Origin of the sequence: Rhizobium sp. Nf11,1 (assembly GCF_050587665.1) — a bacterium.
Taxonomy (GTDB): domain Bacteria; phylum Pseudomonadota; class Alphaproteobacteria; order Rhizobiales; family Rhizobiaceae; genus Rhizobium.
In genome coordinates this window covers 142,407-164,409 of record NZ_JBOBHU010000007.1, presented here as the reverse complement: position 1 = coordinate 164,409, position 22,003 = coordinate 142,407, and the positions used below count along the sequence as shown (strand labels likewise).

The window sequence follows — 22,003 nt, the reverse complement described above, 5'->3', positions numbered from 1 at the left end:
GGCCATCGGTTCGACAGTTAATGCGGGGTCAGCCGCGATGATTAAAGAGGCATGGCGCGCATGGCAAGGCCGCCGATGCGGCGGCGGCCGATTCCTGCCGCTTTTAAGGTCTCAGAAGGGGTTCCAGGTCGGCGCTTGGGTGATCTTGAGATAACCCACATTGACCCCGAGGCGGGCGCCGACGCCGGTGCGGATCGGCACAACCAGCACGTCATTGTTTTTCAGCACCGTCATGCCGAAGCCGGCGATCACATAGGCCGAACCGCTGACGCCGCCGAAGCGGGCATAGATGCCGTCGATGGAGGGCAGGTCGTAAACCAGCATCATGACGCGCGAACCTTGGCCGCCGTAATCGATGCCGAGAGACGGGCCCTGCCAGTAGAGCGGATGCTCGCCGGCGTTCTTGGTGTTGAGTTGGCCCTCGCCGTAGGTGAGACCGGCGATGAAGGCGCCGCCGCCTTCCTGCCCGAGAATATAACCGTTCGGCAGGCCGTATTTCTGGAAGGCGCTCTCGACCACCTTGGCAAGGCCGCCACTGGCGGAGCCGAAGAAGGAGTGGCCGGTATCGATGATTTCCTGCATCGTATACTGCCCGTTGTTCTGGGCGGCGGCCGGCCCGGCAATCACCAGCGAGGAGAAGACGAGGGCCGAAAGCAACCTGCAGAAGCCAATGAATCGGTGCGGAAATCGAGGGCGCATGATGTCATCCGTTCGTCGTTTGGCTGGAGCGGGCACCCGCTCGCGTCGATTGCTGCATTTTGCGCCGATGATCTTAACAATCGGTTTACCAAATATGGTGTCATTATGGCACCGAATACGATCGCAAACTTCGCGCAATTTTGATGAAGCATATTTGCGGGCGCGATGAGATTGCCGCCTTTCAGGAGACGATGATGTCCAAGAACCCGAACCTCACCCTGTCCGGCCCGGATCTGGCCGCGCTTCTCTGCAGCCGCGTTTGCCACGACGTCATCTCGCCCGTCGGCGCGATCAACAACGGCCTGGAACTCTTGGATGAAGGCGGAGCTGATTCCGATGCAATGGATCTGATCCGCACCAGTGCGTTCAACGCCTCGGTCCGTTTGAAATTCGCGCGCCTCGCCTTCGGCGCCTCCGGTTCCGTCGGCGCCTCGATCGATACCGGCGAGGCCGAGCGGGCCGCGAAGGATTTTGCACTCGCCGAGAAGAAGACTGAGGTGATCTGGAATGGACCGCGTGCCATCGTCGCCAAGAACCGCGTCAAGCTGCTGCTCAACCTCTTCCTCGTCGCCTATTCGGCGATTCCGCGCGGCGGGGTGCTCGAGGTAACGCTCGAAAATCCCGAATTCGACGCCAAGTTCACGCTGACGGCGAAAGGCAAGTTGATGCGTCTGCCGCCGAAATTCGTCGAGATATCGACGGGCACGATCGAGGAAGCGATCGACGCCCATTCGATCCAGCCGTACTACGCCGTGCTTCTGGCCGAGGAGTGCGGAATGACGCTTGACCACAGCGCAAGCCCGGACGAACTGGTGTTTACGGCGACGGTTGCTGCGGTCTGATTTTCGGGTGCAGCAGCATGCTCTCGCCCGTCTGGTAACGATTCCTTAGCCTGATAGACCTATTCTCTTAGGTTGTGGAAGACCCCTCGTTACGACGAATGCGGGGAAAGGAGTAGTCATGCAAAGGTTCATGATCACCGATAATTCGGATATTGTCCGTAAGGTCGGCAAGCGCATTCTCTCCGAACTCGACTTTCTCGTCAGCGAGGCCTCCAATGCCGCCGAGGCGCTGCAGCGCTGCCAGACAGAGTTGCCGGAATACCTGATCGTCGATTCCGGCATGGAAGGTGCGCTCGATCTCATCGCGGCCATCCGCGCCATGGACGGCGGCAAAGAGGTCAAGATCTATTACTGCGTCATTGAGGCGGATCTGAAGAAGCTGATGGCGGGTAAACGAGCCGGCGCCACCGATTTCCTGCTGAAGCCGTTCGATCGTAAGATCCTAACCGCGGTTTTCGGAAACCGCGCGATTGCTGCCTGACAGCAGCTTTTTTCTGGCCGCATCGGCCGTCCCTGAGCATAGTGTCGAAAGCGCCGCCGGGCTCCGGCTGACGCTGCGCTTTTCCTTGACCGGATATCAGCCTGTTCGGTCAGATCAGGCGGATACCTTCAACGCGGCGGCAGCGCCGGCGGTACAAACGAAAAATCCCGCCGAAAGGGCGGGACTTCGTCATCCGACAAGGGGGATCGGAAGATCAAGCGGTTTCCGCATATTCGGTGCCATCCGGCTCGCGAAGAACGTAACCACGGCCCCAGACGGTTTCGATGTAGTTGGCGCCGCCGGCGGCGTTGGCGAGCTTCTTGCGCAGCTTGCAGATGAAGACGTCGATGATCTTCAGTTCCGGCTCGTCCATACCGCCGTAAAGGTGGTTCAGGAACATTTCCTTGGTGAGCGTGGTGCCCTTGCGAAGCGACAGCAGCTCCAGCATCTGATATTCCTTGCCCGTCAGGTGGACGCGCTGGCCGCCGACTTCGACGGTCTTGGCGTCAAGATTGACGATCAACTCGCCGGTCATGATGACCGACTGGGCGTGACCCTTGGAGCGGCGAACGATAGCGTGGATGCGGGCGACCAGTTCGTCCTTGTGGAACGGCTTGGTCATGTAGTCGTCGGCGCCGAAGCCGAGGCCGCGAACCTTGTCTTCGATGCCTGCCATGCCCGACAGAATGAGGATCGGTGTCTTGACCTTGGAAAGCCGGAGAGTGCGGAGCACTTCATATCCGGACATGTCGGGCAGGTTCAGGTCGAGAAGGATGATGTCGTAATCATACAGCTTGCCCAGATCGACGCCTTCTTCACCGAGATCGGTGGTGTAAACATTAAAACTCTCTGATTTGAGCATCAATTCGATGCTCTGCGCCGTAGCGCTGTCATCCTCGATGAGAAGTACCCGCATAATTATCCCCTTTACCGCCGCCGAAAGGTGGTCTGGCCCCCTACACGCTACCCGAACAAGCTAGGTGATTTGGAGGCTGCCACGAAATGGTTAACAAATTCTAATTCACTCTGGCAAGGAGTATCGAATTTATTAAATAATTTTTCCATTTCTCTGTTTTCCAATAGGAATCTCAAAAAGGCGTTCCTCAACGTTAACATTAGGAAACAGCGCTAAGTGATTCATCCGACTCGCCAATGAAAAGGTTCGAACTTCATGCCGTGGCATTTACCGACCCTTAAATCATCGGGCCTATCATTAACGATGCCCGTAAACGAAAGGTTACCAGCGGTAGGTTTTTGTTAATATCGCAGGAAATTTTTTAGCAAACCGTGTCAAAGCGGCGCGCAGGGCGGTTTCAAGTTGAGCCGGGGTCTCGCATCACGGGAGTAATGCGTATGAAGTCGCGAGAAAGTCTCGTTCGCCTGAAAGAGTTTCAGGTGAACGAAAAACGACGTCAATTGCAGCAATTGCAGATGATGATGTCCGAATTCGAACGGATGACGAAGGATCTGGAGAGCCAGATCGTCGTCGAGGAAAAGAAGTCCGGTATATCCGACCCGAATCACTTTGCTTATCCGACCTTCGCCAAGGCCGCGCGTCAGCGGGCCGACAACCTGCAGGTTTCAATCAAGGAACTGAAGATGCAGGAAGAGGCGCTGGAATTGGCGCTTGAGGAGATGCAGGCGGAATTTGCAAGGGCGACGGCGCTGGAAGAACGTGACAGCGGCGCCCGCGCCGCCAGGGCCTGAGAGAAAATGCGGGCGCCGGCGTCGGCGCCCCGGGAATCGCCAGAGAGAAGCCATGTATGATGGGCGTGCCGTCCGTCATACATGGCTTTTGGTGTTTCCCTTGTTTTGCGTCCGCACGCCGCCGCTCCACGCGACGACCGCTTCAAGCGTCGCGAATCAGTTCACGACATCTTGCCATTCCGGATGACGTTGTGCCTGCGCCTTGAAGAACGGGCAGAGCGGAATGATCTTCCAACCGCCGGCGCGGGCCGCTTCCACCGCGTGAAGCGCCAATGCCTCGCCGACACCCTTGCCACGCAAAGCGTCGGGAACGGCCGTGTGATCGATGATGACGAGCTTCGGCGACGCACGTGAATAGGTCATCTCCGCCTCGTGCCCCTCGACATCCACGGCATAACGGCCGCCGGATGCGCCTTCCTCATTTCGGATATCCATCGTCTTTCCTCGTACACAGATATTTATCGCAGCCGACGGTGACACGGCGGCGCGGTCGTGCCAAGCGAGTGGAACAGTTCCTCAGGGAGACGCAGTGTTCATGAAAAATGTCGGATCGGCGCTAGGTCTTTGGGAATGAGCGCGCTTTCGATCGTCCGCCCTGCTCTTCTCGTAGCAGCGCCGTTCCTCCTGGCGCTCGGTCTGATCTTGCCGCTGGTCCGTTTCGAGACTCTGTACTTCTTCGATCAGACTCCGTCGCTCATCGAAATCGTCGTCTCGCTCTGGCAAGGCGGAGATGGGCTGCTGGCGCTGATCGTCGCGCTGGTCTCGATCGTGCTTCCGTTTCTGAAGATGATCGGGATTGCGGCGGAAGCGACGGCTGCCGGCAGCGGGGCCGGGAGCCTCTTCTATCGTCGCGTCGTGCCGCATCTGTCCAAGTGGTCAATGATGGACGTGCTGCTGGTCGCGATCGTCATTGCTGCGGCGAAGACAACGGGGTTGGCGGATGCCTTCACGCAGCCCGGCCTCTGGTGCTACGCGGCCTCGTCAATGATTTCGGGCCTTCTTCATTCCCTGATGGGAGATGCGTCCGGCCCGAAATAAGTGACGACGAATGGCGCGTGATCAGTGGCGATACTGCTGGATGCGGGTGGTGCGCAGCCCGGCGAGGCCGTGGCTGTTGATCGACGACTGCCAGGAAAGGAATTCTTCGACCGTGAGCGTGTAACGCTCGCAGGCCTCTTCCAAGCTCAACAGGCCACCGCGAACAGCCGCGACAACCTCTGCCTTGCGGCGGATTACCCAGCGCCGCGTATTGGGCGGCGGAAGGTCCGCGATGGTCAGGGGGCTGCCATCGGGGCCGATGACATATTTCACTCGGGGACGTATCATTTCGGTCATTGGACTCTCTACACAACGCAAGACCACGAGCGCCACTCTAGCCTGCCACATTTAAAAATTGCCTAAGCCCAACGTAAGACTTTGATAACAAATTTAGGTGCCGGAGTGGCCGGTGAACGAGCGAAACAAAATCCCGCCGGCTCTCACGAGCACGTCGATCTCTTCTATGGCATCAGACCGGTGACGCCGATGAAGCGTACGGTTCCGCCGATCTTCTGCGAGGATGGATCGATTGCGGGCGGTGCTGCCGATCAGGAAAATTGCCGCCTCGACGCGCTCTTCCAGGTGTCCGGCCTGAACATCCCTTCGCATTGCACGACACTCACAGGAAGCAAATACATTTTCGCTACTCGGGCGGCGATGTGGGCACGGGAGCACTCTGTGGCAATGCGCTATGGCTGCGTGAGGTTCTAACCGCAATCCGGAAGATGGCTCGCCGGAAACGTCTAGCCGGCGCCAGCTCGAAGAGCTGCGTTGTCAGCGAAACGCACGAGCAGCGATGAGATTACGATCATTCTCGATCTCTCGTCGCACGCGGTCGATGGTTATCTGAAGAGCGCGATGTTCAAGCCATATACGGTCAACCGCACGCAGGAGATCGCCAGAACGGCACCGGCCGCCCTGAGGCAGCCGGTCCTTTCTCACAAAAAGCTTAGAAGCCTTTTCCGCCGGTCAGTTCGGATACGACGGTCCCGGCGATAATGCGCATATCCATCAAAATCGAGAAATTCCCGACATAATAAAGATCACAAGCGATGCGGGCGCGCGCCTTGGCGGGACGATCGGTCGGACCGCGCAGGCCACGCATCTGGGCAAGACCGGTCATGCCGGGGCGCATCGCGTGGCGCTGATGATATTCGGGTACGAGCTCTTCATAGAGCATGCCGCCGGCGCGCATGCCGATTGCATGGCAGCGAGGACCGACGACCGACATGTCGCCCAACAGCACGTTCAACAGCTGCGGCAACTCATCGATATTCGTGCGGCGCAGAATAGCGCCGATGCGGGTGATGCGCGGGTCGTTCTTCACCGTCTGGGCAACGCCCGAGACATCGCAAAGATCGGTGCGCATGGAACGGAACTTGTAGACCTTGATGGCCTTGCAGTTCTTACCCCAGCGGGTCTGCTTGAACAGCACCGGTCCCGGGCTGTCGAGCTTGATCAGCAGGGCTATGAGGAGAAGGAAAGGAGCGAGGACGAGGAGGGCGCTCAACGACGAAACTATGTCGAACGCCCGCTTCAGGGCGAGGTCCATCCACGGCGCCTGGGAGGCATCGCTATGGATAACAGGGGTCTGAATCTTCAAGCTCGGCTGCTGGCGGCGGCTCGGGCGGAAGGAATCAGTCGAAATGGTGTTGTTTAATTCCGTGATGCTCAAGGATCGTACTCTGTTGTCTTCGAGGGGCGCGGCGGCAATAGGCGATCAATGGTTTGCCCTGTGACCAGGGCTGCACTCAGGTGTTGGTAACCCTACTAAAACGGAAAAATGCGACAATTGTGTAATGGTGTCCAGAGAAATATCGCATCGCAACAAATCTTTCGCACCTGCGTTAAGTTGAGGCAAGCTCATGATATTTCGTTAAGAATTACAATTTCGTCAAGGTTTCTAGGCCTTTGGCCATGGCTTCCATGGGGCTGTCCTCGTGTTGTTTCGACACGCGACCGACGGTTGGCTGACGGCATTTTTAACGAATTCCGACGTGAATTTTTTTGCCGGATATGTTCGGCCGTTCTCAATCTGTGTCAGAATATGACAAAATCAAGGCCGAATCGACAAGCTCCAAACTGTGAGCGATCGAGAGTTAAGCCGGCCCGGAATCACGCGACCGCCCCGGCCAAATCACTTCCCAGTTTGTGCGAGGGTGTGCTGTGCGATCGAACGCGGTAGGGAATGCCGCGGCAGGCGCAGAACATCATAACGGGCGGCATCGCGCTATCACGGCATTTGCCGAATGCCTGGATGGTCACGCGGGTTCGAGGACGCGTTTCCTGCCGCCCCAGGAGATGAAGTTGGGGTTGGCAAAGTCGAAATCGGCCGCCGCCCCCGTCTTGCCATAGGTCAGCAGCGCCCCGTCGAGCGTCACTGTCGACCCTCCGGCGGCGCGCAGCACCGCGTCGCCGGCCGCGGTGTCCCACTCCATCGTGCGGGTGAAGCGTGGATAGACGTCGGCCTTGCCTTCCGCCAGCAGGCAGAATTTCAGCGAAGAGCCGATATTGGTGCATTTGGAGATCGCGTGATCGGCGAGGAAGGTTCCTGTCTCCGGGCTGTTGTGACGAAGGCTTGCAAGTGCCAGCCGATCGTCCGGCTGCTCGCGCACGGCAATTGCGGTGCGTGCCCCAATGGTGAAGTCCTCGGTGACATCAAGCCTTTCGGCACGGCCGCGTTCTCCCGAGAAGGCGAGCCCGAGCGCCGGCGCGTAGACGATCCCGGCGACCGGGGCGCCGTTCTCGATATAGGCGATGTTGACGGTGAATTCCTGCCGTCCGTCGACGAATTCACGGGTGCCGTCGAGCGGGTCGACGAGGAAGAAGCCCCGGCCGCTGATGTCGGGCACGTTTCCAGCGGCAACCGACTCTTCCGCCACGACGGGTATGTCGGGGTAATTCCTGGAGAGATGGGCGAGGATGATGCGTTCGGCCTCCTCGTCGGCAACCGTAACCGGACTTGCGTCCGCCTTCATGGCGACGGGAAAGCCTTCGCGCAAAACCGCGATAATGGCCTTACCGGCTTCGAGCGCCGCCTTTTCAAATGTGGTCAGCATTGTCCTTTGCCGTTCGCCGCGCCGCGAGCGCCCGCTGTCGCTCGTCGTCAACCATCCCTGTCGCACCAGATATCGATATGGTGGTTCTCGCCGCGCCCCGCACCCCCGATAACGCAGATAGTTGATGCTACCATAAGTTCACGCAGCTGTCAGGCGAGGATGGCGGCATTTGCATGTGAAATACCATTCGCAAAAACTGCGGGCTTAAGGGTTGAATTTGCGCTTTCTTCCAGCCTTGCGGAATAGCTTACGCGGGAAGCGACGCAGGAAATCGAAGGCGCGCTTGCCGGATGGTTAAGCCGACAGAGGATTTTGGCTAAAAATGGGTCGGGCTTTGCCGATTTTCTGTGGATTCTGGTTCAAAATGCGCCATTTAGGCCTGTTCGAACAAGAATCTGCTGGAGTAGACCCTTTTTGTCTTCACATTTTCAACGAAACCGGTATGGATGCGGCCTATGAGGTTCCTTGAACGAGGAGCCGAATAACCAAAAAGAGATGCAGCATCTTCGGCTCGCATCCAGGGGAAAACGACATATGGAGTATTTCGTCCAGCAGCTCTTCAATGGGCTGACGCTCGGATCCATCTATGGCCTCGTGGCTATCGGCTATACGATGGTTTATGGCATTATCGGCATGATCAATTTCGCCCATGGCGACATCTTCATGCTCGGTGGTTTCGCCGCTCTTATCGTCTTTCTCGTCCTTACATCCATCTTCGCAGGTCTCCCGGTGGCAATTTTGCTGCTGGCCATGCTTGTCGTTGCGATGCTGATGACGAGCTTGTGGAATTGGACGATCGAGCGTGTTGCCTACCGTCCGCTACGCGGATCCTTCCGCCTTGCACCGTTGATCACCGCAATCGGCATGTCGATCGTGCTGTCCAACTTCATCCAGGTGACGCAGGGACCGCGCAACAAGCCGATCCCGCCGATGGTGAGCTCGGTTTACCAGTTCGGCAACATCTCGGTGTCGCTGAAGCAGATCATCATCATCCTGATCACGGCGGTGCTGCTGACCGTCTTCTGGTATATCGTCAATCATACCGCGCTTGGCCGCGCCCAGCGCGCCACGGAGCAGGATCGCAAGATGGCGGCGCTGCTCGGGGTCAATGTCGACCAGACGATCTCGATCACTTTCGTCATGGGGGCGGCGCTGGCTGCCGTCGCCGGGACGATGTATCTGATGTATTATGGCGTCGCTTCGTTCGCCGATGGTTTCACGCCGGGTGTGAAGGCATTTACCGCAGCCGTTCTCGGCGGCATCGGCTCGTTGCCGGGCGCCGTTCTCGGCGGGTTGATGATCGGCCTGATCGAATCGCTGTGGTCGGCCTATTTCACCATCGCGTATAAGGATGTGGCGACCTTCGCCATCCTCGCTTTCGTGCTGATCTTCAAGCCGACGGGCATCCTCGGACGGCCGGAAGTCGAGAAGGTATAACGTCATGGCAAACATCGAGAATTCTGCAGGCAAGCCCGATGCCGGACTTGTCCGCAAAGGTCTTATCGAAGCCCTTTTCGCCGCCGTCCTGTCGCTCGGCATGTTTGTTCTTTATGTCGGTCTGAAGACCGATCAGAACATCAACAACGAACTGATCATCATCCAGCGCTGGGGTCTGCTGGCGATTTTCGTCGCCATCGCGGCGATCGGCCGTTTCGCCATGGTCGTTTTCATCAAGCCGAATATCGACCGCCGCAAATTGCGGAAGGCGCGGGAGGGCGATCTCGACATTTCGACCGAGAAGAGCTTCTTCCATCGGCATTTCCTGAAGATCGCGCTGATTGCGCTGCTGCTCTATCCGATGGTGATCGTGGCGGCAGTCGGCGCTCAGGGCTCATTGAAATGGGTCGACAATTTCGGCATCCAGATCCTGATCTACGTGATGCTCGCCTGGGGGCTGAACATCGTCGTCGGCCTCGCGGGCCTTCTCGATCTCGGCTATGTCGCCTTCTATGCGGTCGGCGCCTATTCCTACGCGCTTCTGTCGAGCTATTTCGGCCTGTCCTTCTGGTTGCTCCTGCCGCTTTCCGGCATCCTGGCCGCGCTCTGGGGCGTCATTCTCGGCTTCCCGGTGCTGCGTCTGCGCGGCGACTATCTCGCCATCGTCACGCTCGCCTTCGGTGAAATCATCCGCCTCGTGCTGATCAACTGGACCGATGTGACCAAGGGAACCTTCGGTATCTCAAGCATTCCAAAGGCGACGCTCTTCGGCATTCCCTTCGATGCGACGGCCGGCGGCTTTGCCAAGCTCTTTCACCTGCCGATGTCTTCCGCCTACTACAAGATTTTCCTCTTCTACCTGATCCTGGCGCTGTGCATGTTGACGGCTTACGTCACCATCCGCCTGCGGCGCATGCCGATCGGGCGTGCCTGGGAAGCGCTGCGTGAAGACGAGATCGCTTGTCGTTCGCTCGGCATCAATACGGTGACGACCAAGCTGACGGCGTTCGCGACCGGAGCCATGTTCGGCGGCTTCGCGGGTTCGTTCTTCGCCGCTCGCCAGGGCTTCGTCTCGCCGGAATCCTTCATCTTCCTGGAATCGGCCGTCGTTCTCGCCATCGTCGTTCTCGGCGGCATGGGCTCGCTGACCGGCATTGCGATCGCCGCGATCGTCATGGTGGGCGGTACCGAAGCGTTGCGCGAAATGGATTTCCTGAAAGCGGTCTTCGGGCCCGACTTCACGCCGGAACTCTACCGCATGCTGCTCTTCGGTCTCGCAATGGTGGTCGTCATGCTGTTCAAACCGCGCGGTTTCGTCGGATCGCGTGAACCAACCGCCTTCCTCAAGACACGCAAGGCTGTATCCGGAAGCTTCACCAAGGAGGGCCACGGTTGATGAGCCCCGTCACCAATACGATGTCGAGCGATACGCTTCTCAAGGTCGAGCACCTGTCGATGAAGTTCGGCGGCCTGATGGCCATCAACGACTTCTCCTTCGAGGCCAAGCGCGGCGACATCACCGCGTTGATCGGTCCGAACGGCGCCGGCAAGACCACCGTCTTCAACTGCATCACCGGCTTCTATAAGCCGACAATGGGGATGATCACGCTTAATCAGAGAAGCGGCAAGCAGTACCTGCTGGAGCGTCTCCCGGACTTTCGTATCACCAAGGAAGCCAAGGTGGCGCGCACCTTCCAGAACATCCGGCTGTTTTCCGGCTTGACGGTTCTGGAAAATCTGCTCGTCGCCCAGCACAACAAGCTGATGCAGGCGTCGGGCTATACCATTCTCGGCCTCATCGGCATCGGCCCTTATCGGCGAGAAGCCGCCGCAGCCGTAGAGTTGGCGCGTCATTGGCTTGAAAAGGCCGATCTGATCGAGCGTGCAGACGATCCGGCAGGCGATCTGCCTTACGGCGCCCAGCGCCGTCTCGAGATCGCCCGTGCAATGTGCACGGGCCCGGAATTGCTCTGCCTGGACGAACCGGCCGCAGGCCTCAACCCACGCGAATCCGCTAAGCTCAACGAGCTTCTGCAGGGCATTCGCGCCGATACCGGAACCTCCATTCTCCTTATCGAGCATGACATGTCTGTGGTTATGGAAATCTCCGATCACGTCGTCGTCCTCGAATATGGCCAGAAGATTTCCGACGGCACGCCGGATCATGTGAAGCACGATCCAAAGGTCATTGCGGCCTATCTCGGCGTCGAGGATGAAGAAGTGGAAGAGGTGATCGCAACCGTCGAGCAGCTCGAAGGAGGCGCAAACTGATGGGCGATGCAGTCATGACGGGTCAACCGCTTCTTCAGGTGAATGGCGTCGAAACTTATTACGGCAATATCCGCGCGCTGGCCGGCATCGATGTCGAGGTCAACAAGGGCGAGATCGTCAGTCTGATCGGCGCGAATGGCGCCGGAAAGTCGACACTGATGATGACGATCTGCGGCAGCCCCCAGGCCCGTAAGGGATCGGTCGTTTTCGAGGGTCGCGAGATCACCCGTATGCCGACCCATGAAATCGCACGCCTGCGCATCGCGCAGTCGCCGGAAGGGCGTCGCATCTTCCCGCGCATGACGGTCATGGAAAACCTCCAGATGGGCGCGGGTCTCGACAATCTCAAATATTTTGCTGAGGACGTCGAGAAGATCTTCACGCTCTTCCCGCGTCTCAAGGAACGCCATGCCCAGCGCGGCGGCACGCTTTCGGGCGGCGAGCAGCAGATGCTGTCGATCGGCCGCGCGCTGATGGCGCGTCCGAAGCTCTTGCTGCTCGACGAACCTTCGCTCGGTCTGGCGCCGCTGATCGTTAAGGGGATTTTCGAAGCGATCCGGAAGCTCAACGAGCAGGAAGGTCTCACAGTGTTCCTCGTCGAGCAGAACGCATTCGCGGCACTGAGGCTTTCGCACCGCGCTTATGTGATGGTGAACGGCAAGGTGACGATGAGCGGCTCCGGCAAGGAACTGCTCGCCAATCCGGAAGTCCGCGCCGCCTATCTCGAAGGCGGAAGACACTAGTCGAAGGGAGAGTTTAACATGCAGGGACTTTTCTTCGAAAGTGACGACGGCGTTCGCGTCGTCATTCGCGCTCTCGTGGTTCTGATCGGCTTCTGGACGGCCTGGCGAGCCGGCAAGGCGGTTGCTGACGGCTGGAACAATTATCCGCTGGCCGTCGTGTACACCTTCCTCCTTGCCTGGGCGATGCAGTTTCTACACCACGCCCTGTTCAATGGGCCGATGCTCAGCGCCCTCTACTATGGCATCGACTTCGTGACCTTGCTTGTCTTCTCGACGGCGGGCTTTCGCTTTCGCCGTACCAATCAGATGGTCAACAACTATTACTGGCTGTACGAAAAAACTTCCGCGTTTTCGTGGAAGGACAAACATTGACAGTCCGTTGAAACTAGGCATGAATTGCCTTCAGAGCGGAACAGCTTTCCTGGCGCAGTCTATGGTGGGTAATGCGTCGGGCCTTGGACCGGAACCCGCCCAAAAATTGGGAGTAACAATATGAAGAAGTCTCTTCTGTCGGCAGTGGCTCTGACGGCGATGGTCGCCTTCAGCGGCAACGCTTGGGCCGACGTCCTCATCGCTGTCGCTGGTCCGCTGACCGGCCCGAACGCCGCTTTCGGCGCTCAGCTTCAGAAGGGTGCCGAGCAGGCAGCCGCCGACATCAACGCTGCTGGCGGCATCAATGGCGAGCAGATCAAGATCGAGCTCGGCGACGACGTTTCCGACCCGAAGCAGGGCATTTCGGTCGCCAATAAATTCGTTGCCGACGGCGTCAAGTTCGTCATCGGCCACTTCAACTCGGGCGTTTCAATCCCGGCTTCGGAAGTCTATGCCGAAAACGGCATCCTCGAAATCACCCCGGCCGCTACGAACCCGAAGTTCACGGAACGGGGCCTCTGGAACACGTTCCGCACCTGCGGCCGTGACGACCAGCAGGGCGCCATCGCCGGCAAGTATCTCGCCGACCACTTCAAGGACGCCAAGATCGCCGTCATTCACGACAAGACCCCATACGGTCAGGGCCTTGCAGACGAAACCAAGAAGGCGATGAATGCCGCCGGCCTGACGGAAGTCATGTACGAAGGCATCAACGTCGGCGACAAGGACTTCTCGGCCCTCATCGCCAAGATGAAGGAAGCCGGCGTCTCGATCATCTATTGGGGCGGTCTGCACACCGAAGCCGGTCTCATCATCCGTCAGGCCGCAGACCAGGGCCTGAAGGCAACGCTGGTTTCCGGTGACGGCATCGTTTCGAACGAGCTGGCCTCGATCGCTGGTGACGCTGTCGCCGGTACCCTGAACACCTTCGGCCCCGATCCGACGCTGAACCCGGCGAACAAGGAGCTCGTCGAAAAGTTTAAGGCTGCTGGTTTCAACCCGGAAGCCTATACGCTCTACTCCTACGCTGCGATGCAGGCGATTGCCGGCGCTGCCAAGGCTGCCGGTTCGGTGGACCCTGAAGCCGTCGCCACGGCCATGAAGGAAAAGGGTCCGTTCCCGACGGTGCTCGGCGACATTTCGTTCGACGAAAAGGGCGACCCGAAGATTCCTGGCTACATCATGTACGAATGGAAGAAGGGCGCGGACGGCAAATACACCTACGTCCCGCAGGAGACCAAGTAAGCTTAGCTTCCTCTCTAGGAATATGATCATTGAAGCCCGGTTCACCGGGCTTCTTTTTTGGCGGCGCTTCATCCACCGGGCGGTCAGCCGGTGAAGCGGCGCTGGCTTGGCCGGATTGAGAAAGTGGTACTGTCGCCGCCTGTCAGCGGTGCGGTGGAGGAGACGTGATCCACGGAACGCCTTCCGCTATCCATCACATCTCATGCAGCACATGAGTCGCCTTCACGGCGGCCGATGCGCGGTTCTCTACCCCGAGTTTCACGTAGATCTGTTCGAGGTGCTTATTCACGGTGCGCGCCGACAAACCCAGTATTTCGCCGATGTCACGGTTGGCCTTGCCCTTGGCGATCCAGAGCAGCACTTCGGATTCTCGTTGGGTGAGCGAAAAACGTTGGCGCAGCATCTCGTCGTCGCTACGGTGGCTGGCGGCGGTGAGGCGGAAGAGATATTCATCCGGGCCGATCGCGCCAAGGAAGGCAAGCTGCAGCGCTGCCTGGCCGGCATGGGTGATTGAGATGATGCCGTCTCGTCCCGCGCCTGCGCGGTCGCGCATCCAGCCGGCAATATGACGGACGACGATCTCAATGCCGTCGTCACTGCCCATGGCGGCATTGACGAGCCGCGTTGCCTGCGGCGTCGACCAGTGGATCGCACCATCGCCCTTGACCGCCAGCAGGTGACGGCCGGCAGCGTCCAGCGCAACGCGGGCGCTCTGGGCCGAGCGGGCATTGCGCAGATGGACGCGGATGCGGGCGCGCAGTTCGTCGATGTTGATCGGTTTGGTGAGGTAATCGACGCCGCCGGATTCCAACGCGTGCACGACATGCTCGGTCTCCGTCAGGCCGGTCATGAAAATCACCGGCACCTGGCCGACGGCGGCATTTGCCTTCAGCCTGCGGCAGGTCTCAAAGCCATCCATCACAGGCATCACAGCGTCGAGCAGGATCAGATCAGGCGTGATGCGCTCGACGATGCCAAGCGCTGCCGTGCCCGAGGTGGCGATGAGAACGGAGAAGCCGGACTGTTCGAGCGCATCCGTCAGGAAACCGAGTGCCTCCGGCGAGTCGTCAACCAGCAGAACGATGTCGCGGGGGAGGGCCGGCTCAGCCAATGGATTCCACCTTTTCGTCGAAGTCGTGCAGGAAGGACATGAAGCCGGCCAGATCGAAGGCGGCCACATAGGGTCGAAGAGCCTCCGTGAATGGCCGATTTGCCTCCACCTTGGCAAGGTCCGAAAGCTTGGCTTCGATGCCCTTGATGTAACCGATCTCGCCGAGTCGTAGCAATTCCTGCACATGGGCTGCACCCGGACCTAGCAGCTGCGCCTCGATCGTTGCAGGAGCGGCGGGCGCGTCATCGGCATAGACCCAATTCAGGCCGAGATGCAGGGCAAGCTTGTCACGCAGTTGGCGAATGTCAACCGGCTTGCCGATGGCGTCATTATGGCTGTCGTCGCTGTCGCTCAGAACCGCCGCATCGCCAATATTGGCCGAAAGCATCAGCATCGGTGCCGTCTGACCGGCCTCACGCAGACGCGAGACAAGCTGCCAGCCGCTCATGCCGGGCATCAGTATATCGACGAGGAACAGATCGGGCTGGATGCCGTCGATCAGTGTCAGGCATTCGGCGCCGCCTGCCGCCGTCAGCACGATGAAATCGAGCGGCGCCAGGATTTCACGCATCATCTCGCGGTGATCCTCGTTATCGTCGACGACGACGATGGTGCGGCGCGGACCGTCGTAACCGACGATGCGTTTTTCCTGCGGCGGCGCGGCGGCGCGCATGACGGCGGAGAGCATGAGCCGCACACGGAATGTCGAACCTTCGTCCTTGACGCTGGATACCGCAATCTCGCCGCCGAGCGTGTTGGTCAGAAGCCGGGTGATGGTGAGGCCGAGGCCGAGGCCAGGCATCGGCCGCACGCTGTCTGCCTCGCCCCGCTGGAAAGGTTCGTAGATGCGTGTCAGGTCTTTTTCGGCAATGCCGCGGCCGGTATCGGTGACGGTGAAGGTCGCGACCTGGCTGCGATAGGCGACATCGAAGGCGACGCTGCCTTCGTCGGTGAACTTGATGGCATTGGAGAGCAGGTTGACGAGGATCTGGCGCAGGCGCTTTTCGTCGGTGCGGACGAATTGCGGCAAAACAGGCGAACGGTCATGTAGAAAGACAAGTCCCTTGGCCTGCGCCTGCGGGCGGAACAGCTCGACGATCTGGTCGAGGAAGTCATGGATATTGATCTCGTTGGAATAGACCTGCAGGCGGCCGGCCTCGATCTTCGAAATATCGAGCAGGCCGTCGATCAGCCCCGAGAGATGTTCGGCGCTGCGGCGGATGACCTTGATCGCGGATTGGCGCGGCGCCGGGATCGTTTCGTCGCGTTCGAGGATCTGGGCATAGCCGAGCACGGCGTTCAAAGGTGTGCGCAGCTCGTGGCTGAGGCCGACGACATAGCGGCTCTTGGCGCGGTTGGCGGCCTCGGCCGTCTCCTTGGCGTTCTGAAGGGCCGCATCGGTTTTCTTGTGGGCGGCGATTTCTTTGAGCAGCAGCGTGTTCTGGCGCGAGGATTCCTCCTCGGCGACGACGCGACTATCATGGGCGAGCACATAGAACCAGCAGACGACGCCTGATATCACCGAGAAGACGAAGAAGACGATCAGAATGGTGCGATTGACCACCTCTGCCGTCTCCGGCGAGGCGGAGGCGACCTGATGGGCGATCATCGCCAGGATCGCGCCGATGGCGGTCAGCGCCAGCGCCACGGCGATGCCGTAGCGGCCAAGGCGTGTCGTCAGCTTGCCCAGAACGCTCTCCGGCAGCAGCGTCCTCGCGACGGTTCCGACCTGGGCGTTGAAACGCGCGGCCGGCTTGCACATGTCGTGGCAGCGGCTGTCGAGCGAACAGCAGAGCGAGCAGATCGGGGCTGCATAGGCCGGGCACCAGGCCATATCCTCCGGCTCGAAAGGATGCTCGCAGACAGAGCAGGTGATGCTTGTCAGATTCTTCCAGCTCTGGCGCGGCTTGCGGGCGAGATAGAACTTGCCCCTCGTCGCCCAGGCAATGGCAGGCGAGGCAGCCAGCGCGATGACGAGGGTGATATAGGGAGCAAGCGACGCGGCCATCTCGCCGAAAGCGCCGAAGTGCGCGATCAGCGATATCGTCGCCGACAGCGTCATGGCGCCGAGGCCGACCGGGTTGATGTCGTAGAGATGGGCGCGCTTGAACTCGATGCCGGCAGGCGCGAGCCCCAGCGGCTTGTTGATGAAGAGATCGGCGGAGATCGTGCAGAGCCAAGCCATCGCGATGATCGAGAAGATGCCGAGCGTCTCCTCCAGCAGCCGGTAGATGCCGAGTTCCATCAACAGCAGGGCGATCGCAACATTGAAGACAAGCCAAATAACGCGGCCGGGATGGCTGTGGGTCAGCCGGGAGAAGAAATTCGACCAGGCGAGCGAGCCGGCATAGGCGTTCATCACGTTGATCTTGAGCTGCGAGACGACAACGAAGGCGGCCATAAGCAGCAGCGCAGCATTGTGCCAGGGAACCATGTAGCCGAAGGCGGTGAGGTACATCTGCGCGGGATCGGCGGCGCGGTCCAGGGGAACGCCGGAAGTGAAGGTGAGCACGACCAGGAAGGAGCCGGCAAGCAGCTTCGGCGCGCCGATGATAACCCAGCCGGGTCCGGCAAGGAAGACGGCTAGGCGATGGCGCCATTTGCGCTGCAGCGCCGGCGGCAGGAAGCGGAGGAAATCGGCCTGCTCGCCGATCTGCGACATCAGCGCCAGAATGACGGCGGAGGCGGCGCCGAACTCCACCAGATCGAAGTCGGCGATGGTACCGGGCGGGCCGGAAGCGTGGCGGATGCCGGAAAAGGCGCGCCAGAGATCGAATTTCTCCCAGTCCATGAAGGCGATGAAGATGAAGGGCAGGATGTTCAGCACGATCCAGAAGGGCTGGGTGATCAGCTGGAACTTGCTGATCAGCCGCACGCCGTGCGTCACTAGCGGGATCACCATGACGGCGCTGATGATGTAGCCGATCCATAGCGGAATGCCGAGGGTGAGCTCCAGGGCCCCGGACATGATCGAGGCCTCTATCGCAAACAGCATGAAGGTGAAGCTCGCATAGATCAGCGAGGTGATGGTCGAGCCGATGTAGCCGAAGCCGGCGCCGCGCGTCAGAAGATCGATGTCGACGCCGTGGCGGATGGCGTAGCGGCTGATCGGCAGGCCGATTGCCAGCATGACGATCGAGGCGACGATGATGGCGTAGAAGGCGTTGGTGGTGCCGTAGGAGAGGGTGATCGCCCCGCCGATCGCTTCGAGCGCCAGGAAGGAGATCGCGCCGATTGCCGTCTGCGAGATGCGCTCAGACGAAAAATGGCGGGCGCTCTTTGCGGTGAAGCGCAGCGCATAGTCTTCAAGCGTCTGGTTGGCGACCCAGCGATTATATTCGCGTCTCACCGGAATGATGCGTTGGCGCGCTGTCATGCCCTCTTTCCGGCACTCTCGTTGGGCTCATCGTTTCCACGGCAGTTTTGGCGGGATGGACGGGAAAGGCAAGGGGTGAGCACTGGCGGATTTGCAGAACAGTCATATTTTTGAAACGGCTCTGTCACATATCCGCTCTAACCCTACCGCCACTCGTTAAACCATTTCGGGTATACTCATGTCTGTTTCAAAACTTTGCCGCCTGAGCACCGCTCTCGTCAGCCTTCTTTCGGTCGTGCCCTCGCTTGCCGCGGCAGAGCAAGCCACAAGCGCGAAAGCGCCCTATGCCGAGACCGGAAACACCAACAAGCGCGGTGACGCTTGCTTCTCGACGGCCGACACCAACGCCGCCGTCCATCTTCTCTCCGGCTTCCTCGAAGTCTGGACCCCGCGCACGCCTTTCGTCGATGCCGGTGTGGAAGCCGCAGCCAAGGACAATTGCCCTGCAGTCGCCAAGACAGATTGGGACGGCATTCCCTTCAGCAAGACCGACGGCCAGATCGTCAACAGGCCAGTCCATGATGCTAATATCGGCTATGTCGTGAAGGCGACGCAGGCGCGAACGGCCGAGCAGGCGGTGGCCGCCTATCTTGACGATCGGCGCGGCAAGAATGCCAGCATCGTCGATGGTCTCGGTCCGCTGACGGATGCCTGGAAGGCCGGTTCCAAGCAGATCACCACGATCACTGAGGTGGCGGCCGACGCGACGACGGTCAAATATGACGACAAGGGCAACAATCGCGGCGCCGGCAGCAAAGCGGATACGGAAAACAAGACCGACGCCAACCCGGACATGGGGCTCGCCATAGACTTCATCAATGCCGCAAGCGCCGATGGCTCGACGGAGCCCGCCAAGCGCTATTTCAAATATGCCCGTCCCTATCGCTGGAGCCCGGACGTCTCGGTCGTCCCGACACTCGAGCCCGCCAAAAGCAGCAAGCCGGTCGAGGACGGTGGCTTCCCCAGCGGACATACGGCGGAAGCCTGGCGGGATGCGCTCGCCATGGCCTATTTGGTGCCACAGCGATTCCAGGAAATGATCGCCCGCGCCAGCGAAATGGGTGAAGACCGCATCCTTGCAGGCATGCACTCTCCGCTCGACGTGATGGGCGGCCGCATGCTCGGCACCGCCACTGTCGTCTATAACCTGAACAAGTCCGACAATTCAGCGCTGAAGAGCGCTGCCTACGCCCAGGCGCAGTCATGGCTGATCGCCAAGTCGGGTGTTGCGGATGCGGGCGCGCTCGAAGTCGCCGCCCATGCGGCGCCGCTTTCGGCGGACCGTTTCGCCGATCACGAAGCCAATCGTGCCTATGTGCTGCAGCGCCTGAGCTATGGGCTGCCGACGATCCATGCGACCGATCAGCCGGCCCGCGTGCCGGAGGGCGCCGAAGCGCTTCTGGAAACCCGTCTGCCCTATCTTGATGGTGAACAGCGCCGCGAGGTGCTTGGTACAACGGAAATCGCCTCGGGCTATCCGCTGCTCGACGACGCGGAAGGCTACGGCCGCCTCAACCTGTTTGCCGCCGCCGACGGTTACGGCGCCTTCGAACAGGACGTGACCGTGACGATGGATGCGGCAAAGGGCGGCTTCAATGCGATCGATACCTGGCGCAACGACATCGGCGGCAAGGGCAGACTGGTGAAGCGCGGCAGCGGCATTCTCGGTCTTTCCGGCGCCAACAGCTATGCCGGCGGCACCGTGCTGGAAGAGGGCGTGCTGGTTGCCGGCTCTCCCTCGGCCCTCGGCGCCGGCGGGTTGATGGTCAATGGCGGTTCGCTCATTGTGGCCGCCGACAGGCCCTTAGCCGTGGGCGGCGACTATCAGCAGCTCGCCAGTGCGACGGCGAAGCCGACGCTCGGCGCGAATGGCGCCGGCACGCTGGTCGTTGCAGGCAAGGCGGCGCTTGCTGGCGATCTTGACGTGGCGCTCGCCCATGGCTTTGCGCCGGCGCCGGGAACGAAGATCGAAATCCTGAAGGCTGCCGCCATTACCGGCACCTTCGGCAAGTTCACCATCTCCGGCCACAGGGCGACCCTGTCTTACGGCCCGAGTTCGGTCACCTTGACGATCGACGGCTAATATCGAACCGACCGGGCACCCCTGCGGCGGGGATGCCCTCCTCGTCATGACTGTGCATTCGACCCCTGCGCCTACGTCATTTTGCGTATGTGTTTTTGCGCTGCAGCACCCGATAGTCCTCTCGGCAACAGTTAATTCCGTTTCCGGCCTGTTGCGGAACAAGAGAGGGGATCAACCATATGAATCTCAAATCCACGATTACGGGTGCCGCGCTCGGCGCCATCATGACAGCGTCGGCTGCCTTCAGCAGCGCGATTGCCGCCGACGATACGATCAAGGTCGGCGTGCTGCATTCGCTCTCGGGCACGATGGCAATTTCCGAAACCACGCTGAAAGACGCCATGCTGATGCTCATCGACGAGCAGAACAAGAAGGGCGGCCTTCTCGGCAAGAAGCTCGAAGCTGTCGTCGTCGATCCGGCGTCCGATTGGCCGCTCTTTGCCGAAAAGGCGCGTGAGCTGATCGAAAAGGACAAGGTCGCCGCGGTCTTCGGTTGCTGGACTTCGTCCTCGCGCAAGTCGGTGCTGCCGGTTTTCGAAGAGCTGAACTCGCTGCTCTTCTACCCTGTGCAGTATGAAGGCGAGGAATCCTCGCGCAACATCTTCTACACGGGTGCGGCTCCGAACCAGCAGGCGATCCCGGCTGTCGACTATCTGATGAAGACCGAAGGCGTGAAGCGCTTCGTGCTCGAAGGCACCGACTATGTCTACCCGCGCACGACCAACAAGATCCTGGCAGCCTATCTCGAATCCAAGGGCATTCCGAAGGAAGACATTCTCGTCAACTACACGCCGTTCGGGTTCTCCGACTGGCAGACCGAGGTCGCCAAGATCAAGGAATTCGGCTCTGCCGGCAAGAAGACCGCCGTGGTCTCCACGATCAATGGTGACGCCAATGTGCCGTTCTACAAGGAGCTCGGCAACCAGGGCATCAAGGCGACCGACATTCCGGTTGTCGCCTTCTCGGTCGGCGAAGAAGAGCTTGCCGGCCTCGACACCAAGCCGCTCGTCGGCCATCTCGCTGCCTGGAACTACTTCGAGTCGGTGGAAAGCCCCGCCAACAAGAAGTTCATCAAGGAATGGCACGCCTTCACAAAGAACGACAAGCGTGTGACGAACGATCCGATGGAGGCCGCCTATATCGGCTTCAACGCCTGGGTGAAGGCCGTCGAGGCCGCCGGCACCACCAATACCGATGCCGTTCTCGATAACATCATCGGCGTCACCGTTCCGAACCTCTCCGGCGGCTATGCCACCGTCATGCCCAACCACCACATCACCAAGCCGGTGCTGATTGGTGAAATCCAGGCCAACGGCCAGTTCGAAATCGTCCAGCAAACGCCCGCTGTCGTCGGCGACGAATGGTCGGACTATCTGCCGGACTCCAAGGACCTGATCTCTGATTGGCGCAAGCCGTTGAACTGCGGCAACTTCAACGTTGCCACCGGCAAGTGCGGCGGCAAGGGCTCCTGAGGAGACCCATCCGCTGATAGCCTGAAGACTTCCGTCCGGAGCCGATCCGGGCGGAAGCTCCATCTTT

General features: G+C 59.9%; 21 protein-coding genes. 13 read left to right on the top strand and 8 right to left on the bottom strand.

The genetic code is table 11. The annotated features are described in order from the left end of the window. Nucleotides 1-111 precede the first annotated feature (111 nt). Nucleotides 112-699, bottom strand: a complete 588-nt coding sequence (locus ACQ7C1_RS13250) for a DUF1134 domain-containing protein (protein ID WP_430958575.1) — start codon at nt 697-699, stop codon at nt 112-114. Nucleotides 700-893: 194 nt separating this feature from the next. Between ACQ7C1_RS13250 and chpT the strand changes: the two genes are divergently transcribed. Both chpT and ACQ7C1_RS13240 read left to right on the top strand, forming a co-directional pair. Next, on the top strand, nt 894-1,541 hold the full coding sequence (chpT, locus tag ACQ7C1_RS13245; protein WP_430958637.1) for a histidine phosphotransferase ChpT: 648 nt from the start codon (nt 894-896) through the stop codon (nt 1,539-1,541). A 118-nt stretch (nt 1,542-1,659) separates the two neighbouring features. Beyond that, nucleotides 1,660-2,022, top strand: a complete 363-nt coding sequence (locus tag ACQ7C1_RS13240; RefSeq protein WP_011426567.1) for a response regulator — start codon at nt 1,660-1,662, stop codon at nt 2,020-2,022. A gap of 214 nt (nt 2,023-2,236) precedes the next feature. Here ACQ7C1_RS13240 and ctrA read toward each other — a convergent pair whose 3' ends face one another. Continuing rightward, nucleotides 2,237-2,938 carry a response regulator transcription factor CtrA gene (ctrA, locus tag ACQ7C1_RS13235; protein ID WP_007533606.1) on the bottom strand — a complete coding sequence of 234 codons (702 nt, stop codon included), beginning with the start codon at nt 2,936-2,938 and terminating at the stop codon, nt 2,237-2,239. A 437-nt stretch (nt 2,939-3,375) separates the two neighbouring features. On the opposite strand from ctrA, the gene ACQ7C1_RS13230 reads away from it, so the two are divergent. Then, nucleotides 3,376-3,729, top strand: a complete 354-nt coding sequence (locus ACQ7C1_RS13230; RefSeq protein ID WP_085779199.1) for a flagellar export protein FliJ — start codon at nt 3,376-3,378, stop codon at nt 3,727-3,729. 156 nt (nt 3,730-3,885) lie between these two features. On the opposite strand, the gene ACQ7C1_RS13225 is transcribed toward ACQ7C1_RS13230, so the two are convergent. Further along, nucleotides 3,886-4,164, bottom strand: a complete 279-nt coding sequence (locus ACQ7C1_RS13225) for a GNAT family N-acetyltransferase (RefSeq protein ID WP_430958574.1) — start codon at nt 4,162-4,164, stop codon at nt 3,886-3,888. A gap of 135 nt (nt 4,165-4,299) precedes the next feature. Between ACQ7C1_RS13225 and ACQ7C1_RS13220 the strand changes: the two genes are divergently transcribed. Beyond that, nucleotides 4,300-4,767: a paraquat-inducible protein A gene (locus ACQ7C1_RS13220; protein ID WP_430958573.1), complete on the top strand. Its 468-nt coding sequence runs from the start codon at nt 4,300-4,302 to the stop codon at nt 4,765-4,767. A gap of 21 nt (nt 4,768-4,788) precedes the next feature. Here the strand turns inward: ACQ7C1_RS13220 and ACQ7C1_RS13215 are convergent, their stop codons facing one another. After that, nucleotides 4,789-5,064, bottom strand: a complete 276-nt coding sequence (locus tag ACQ7C1_RS13215) for a DUF1153 domain-containing protein (RefSeq protein ID WP_007533628.1) — start codon at nt 5,062-5,064, stop codon at nt 4,789-4,791. 105 nt (nt 5,065-5,169) lie between these two features. Between ACQ7C1_RS13215 and ACQ7C1_RS13210 the strand changes: the two genes are divergently transcribed. After that, a complete protein-coding gene (locus ACQ7C1_RS13210) occupies nt 5,170-5,478 on the top strand; it encodes a hypothetical protein (RefSeq protein ID WP_430958572.1) in 309 nt (102 codons plus the stop codon). Between the two features lie 238 nt (nt 5,479-5,716). On the opposite strand, the gene ACQ7C1_RS13205 is transcribed toward ACQ7C1_RS13210, so the two are convergent. Together ACQ7C1_RS13205 and cysQ are read right to left on the bottom strand one after the other, a co-directional pair. Beyond that, nucleotides 5,717-6,442, bottom strand: coding sequence for a sugar transferase (locus tag ACQ7C1_RS13205; RefSeq protein WP_085779195.1), 726 nt, complete (start codon nt 6,440-6,442; stop codon nt 5,717-5,719). Between the two features lie 586 nt (nt 6,443-7,028). Next, a complete protein-coding gene (gene cysQ / locus ACQ7C1_RS13200; RefSeq protein WP_430958571.1) occupies nt 7,029-7,826 on the bottom strand; it encodes a 3'(2'),5'-bisphosphate nucleotidase CysQ in 798 nt (265 codons plus the stop codon). 534 nt (nt 7,827-8,360) lie between these two features. Between cysQ and ACQ7C1_RS13195 the strand changes: the two genes are divergently transcribed. From ACQ7C1_RS13195 to ACQ7C1_RS13170, 6 genes are all read left to right on the top strand, one after another. After that, a complete protein-coding gene (locus tag ACQ7C1_RS13195; protein ID WP_064811172.1) occupies nt 8,361-9,263 on the top strand; it encodes a branched-chain amino acid ABC transporter permease in 903 nt (300 codons plus the stop codon). A 4-nt stretch (nt 9,264-9,267) separates the two neighbouring features. Then, entirely contained in the window at nt 9,268-10,659 is a 1,392-nt protein-coding gene (livM, locus tag ACQ7C1_RS13190) for a high-affinity branched-chain amino acid ABC transporter permease LivM (protein WP_085779193.1), read from the top strand. After that, on the top strand, nt 10,659-11,534 hold the full coding sequence (locus ACQ7C1_RS13185) for an ABC transporter ATP-binding protein (protein ID WP_064804536.1): 876 nt from the start codon (nt 10,659-10,661) through the stop codon (nt 11,532-11,534). Before livM ends, ACQ7C1_RS13185 begins: the two co-directional genes overlap by 1 nt. Continuing rightward, on the top strand, nt 11,534-12,277 hold the full coding sequence (locus tag ACQ7C1_RS13180) for an ABC transporter ATP-binding protein (RefSeq protein WP_176536353.1): 744 nt from the start codon (nt 11,534-11,536) through the stop codon (nt 12,275-12,277). The genes ACQ7C1_RS13185 and ACQ7C1_RS13180 overlap by 1 nt, the downstream gene beginning before the upstream one ends. Before the next feature lie 18 nt (nt 12,278-12,295). Continuing rightward, on the top strand, nt 12,296-12,649 hold the full coding sequence (locus ACQ7C1_RS13175) for a DUF6867 family protein (RefSeq protein ID WP_085779192.1): 354 nt from the start codon (nt 12,296-12,298) through the stop codon (nt 12,647-12,649). Between the two features lie 120 nt (nt 12,650-12,769). Further along, on the top strand, nt 12,770-13,894 hold the full coding sequence (locus ACQ7C1_RS13170) for a branched-chain amino acid ABC transporter substrate-binding protein (RefSeq protein ID WP_085779191.1): 1,125 nt from the start codon (nt 12,770-12,772) through the stop codon (nt 13,892-13,894). A gap of 193 nt (nt 13,895-14,087) precedes the next feature. On the opposite strand, the gene ACQ7C1_RS13165 is transcribed toward ACQ7C1_RS13170, so the two are convergent. Both ACQ7C1_RS13165 and ACQ7C1_RS13160 read right to left on the bottom strand, forming a co-directional pair. Further along, entirely contained in the window at nt 14,088-15,005 is a 918-nt protein-coding gene (locus ACQ7C1_RS13165; RefSeq protein ID WP_097600672.1) for a response regulator transcription factor, read from the bottom strand. Then, nucleotides 14,998-18,381, bottom strand: a complete 3,384-nt coding sequence (locus tag ACQ7C1_RS13160; protein WP_430958570.1) for a hybrid sensor histidine kinase/response regulator — start codon at nt 18,379-18,381, stop codon at nt 14,998-15,000. Before ACQ7C1_RS13160 ends, ACQ7C1_RS13165 begins: the two co-directional genes overlap by 8 nt. Before the next feature lie 178 nt (nt 18,382-18,559). Between ACQ7C1_RS13160 and ACQ7C1_RS13155 the strand changes: the two genes are divergently transcribed. Then, nucleotides 18,560-20,464, top strand: a complete 1,905-nt coding sequence (locus ACQ7C1_RS13155; protein WP_430958569.1) for a phosphatase PAP2 family protein — start codon at nt 18,560-18,562, stop codon at nt 20,462-20,464. A gap of 179 nt (nt 20,465-20,643) precedes the next feature. Further along, the gene (gene urtA, locus ACQ7C1_RS13150) at nt 20,644-21,936 is read left to right on the top strand and encodes an urea ABC transporter substrate-binding protein (RefSeq protein WP_097600669.1); all 1,293 of its coding nucleotides are present in this window, start codon (nt 20,644-20,646) and stop codon (nt 21,934-21,936) included. The last annotated feature ends 67 nt before the right edge of the window (nt 21,937-22,003 follow it).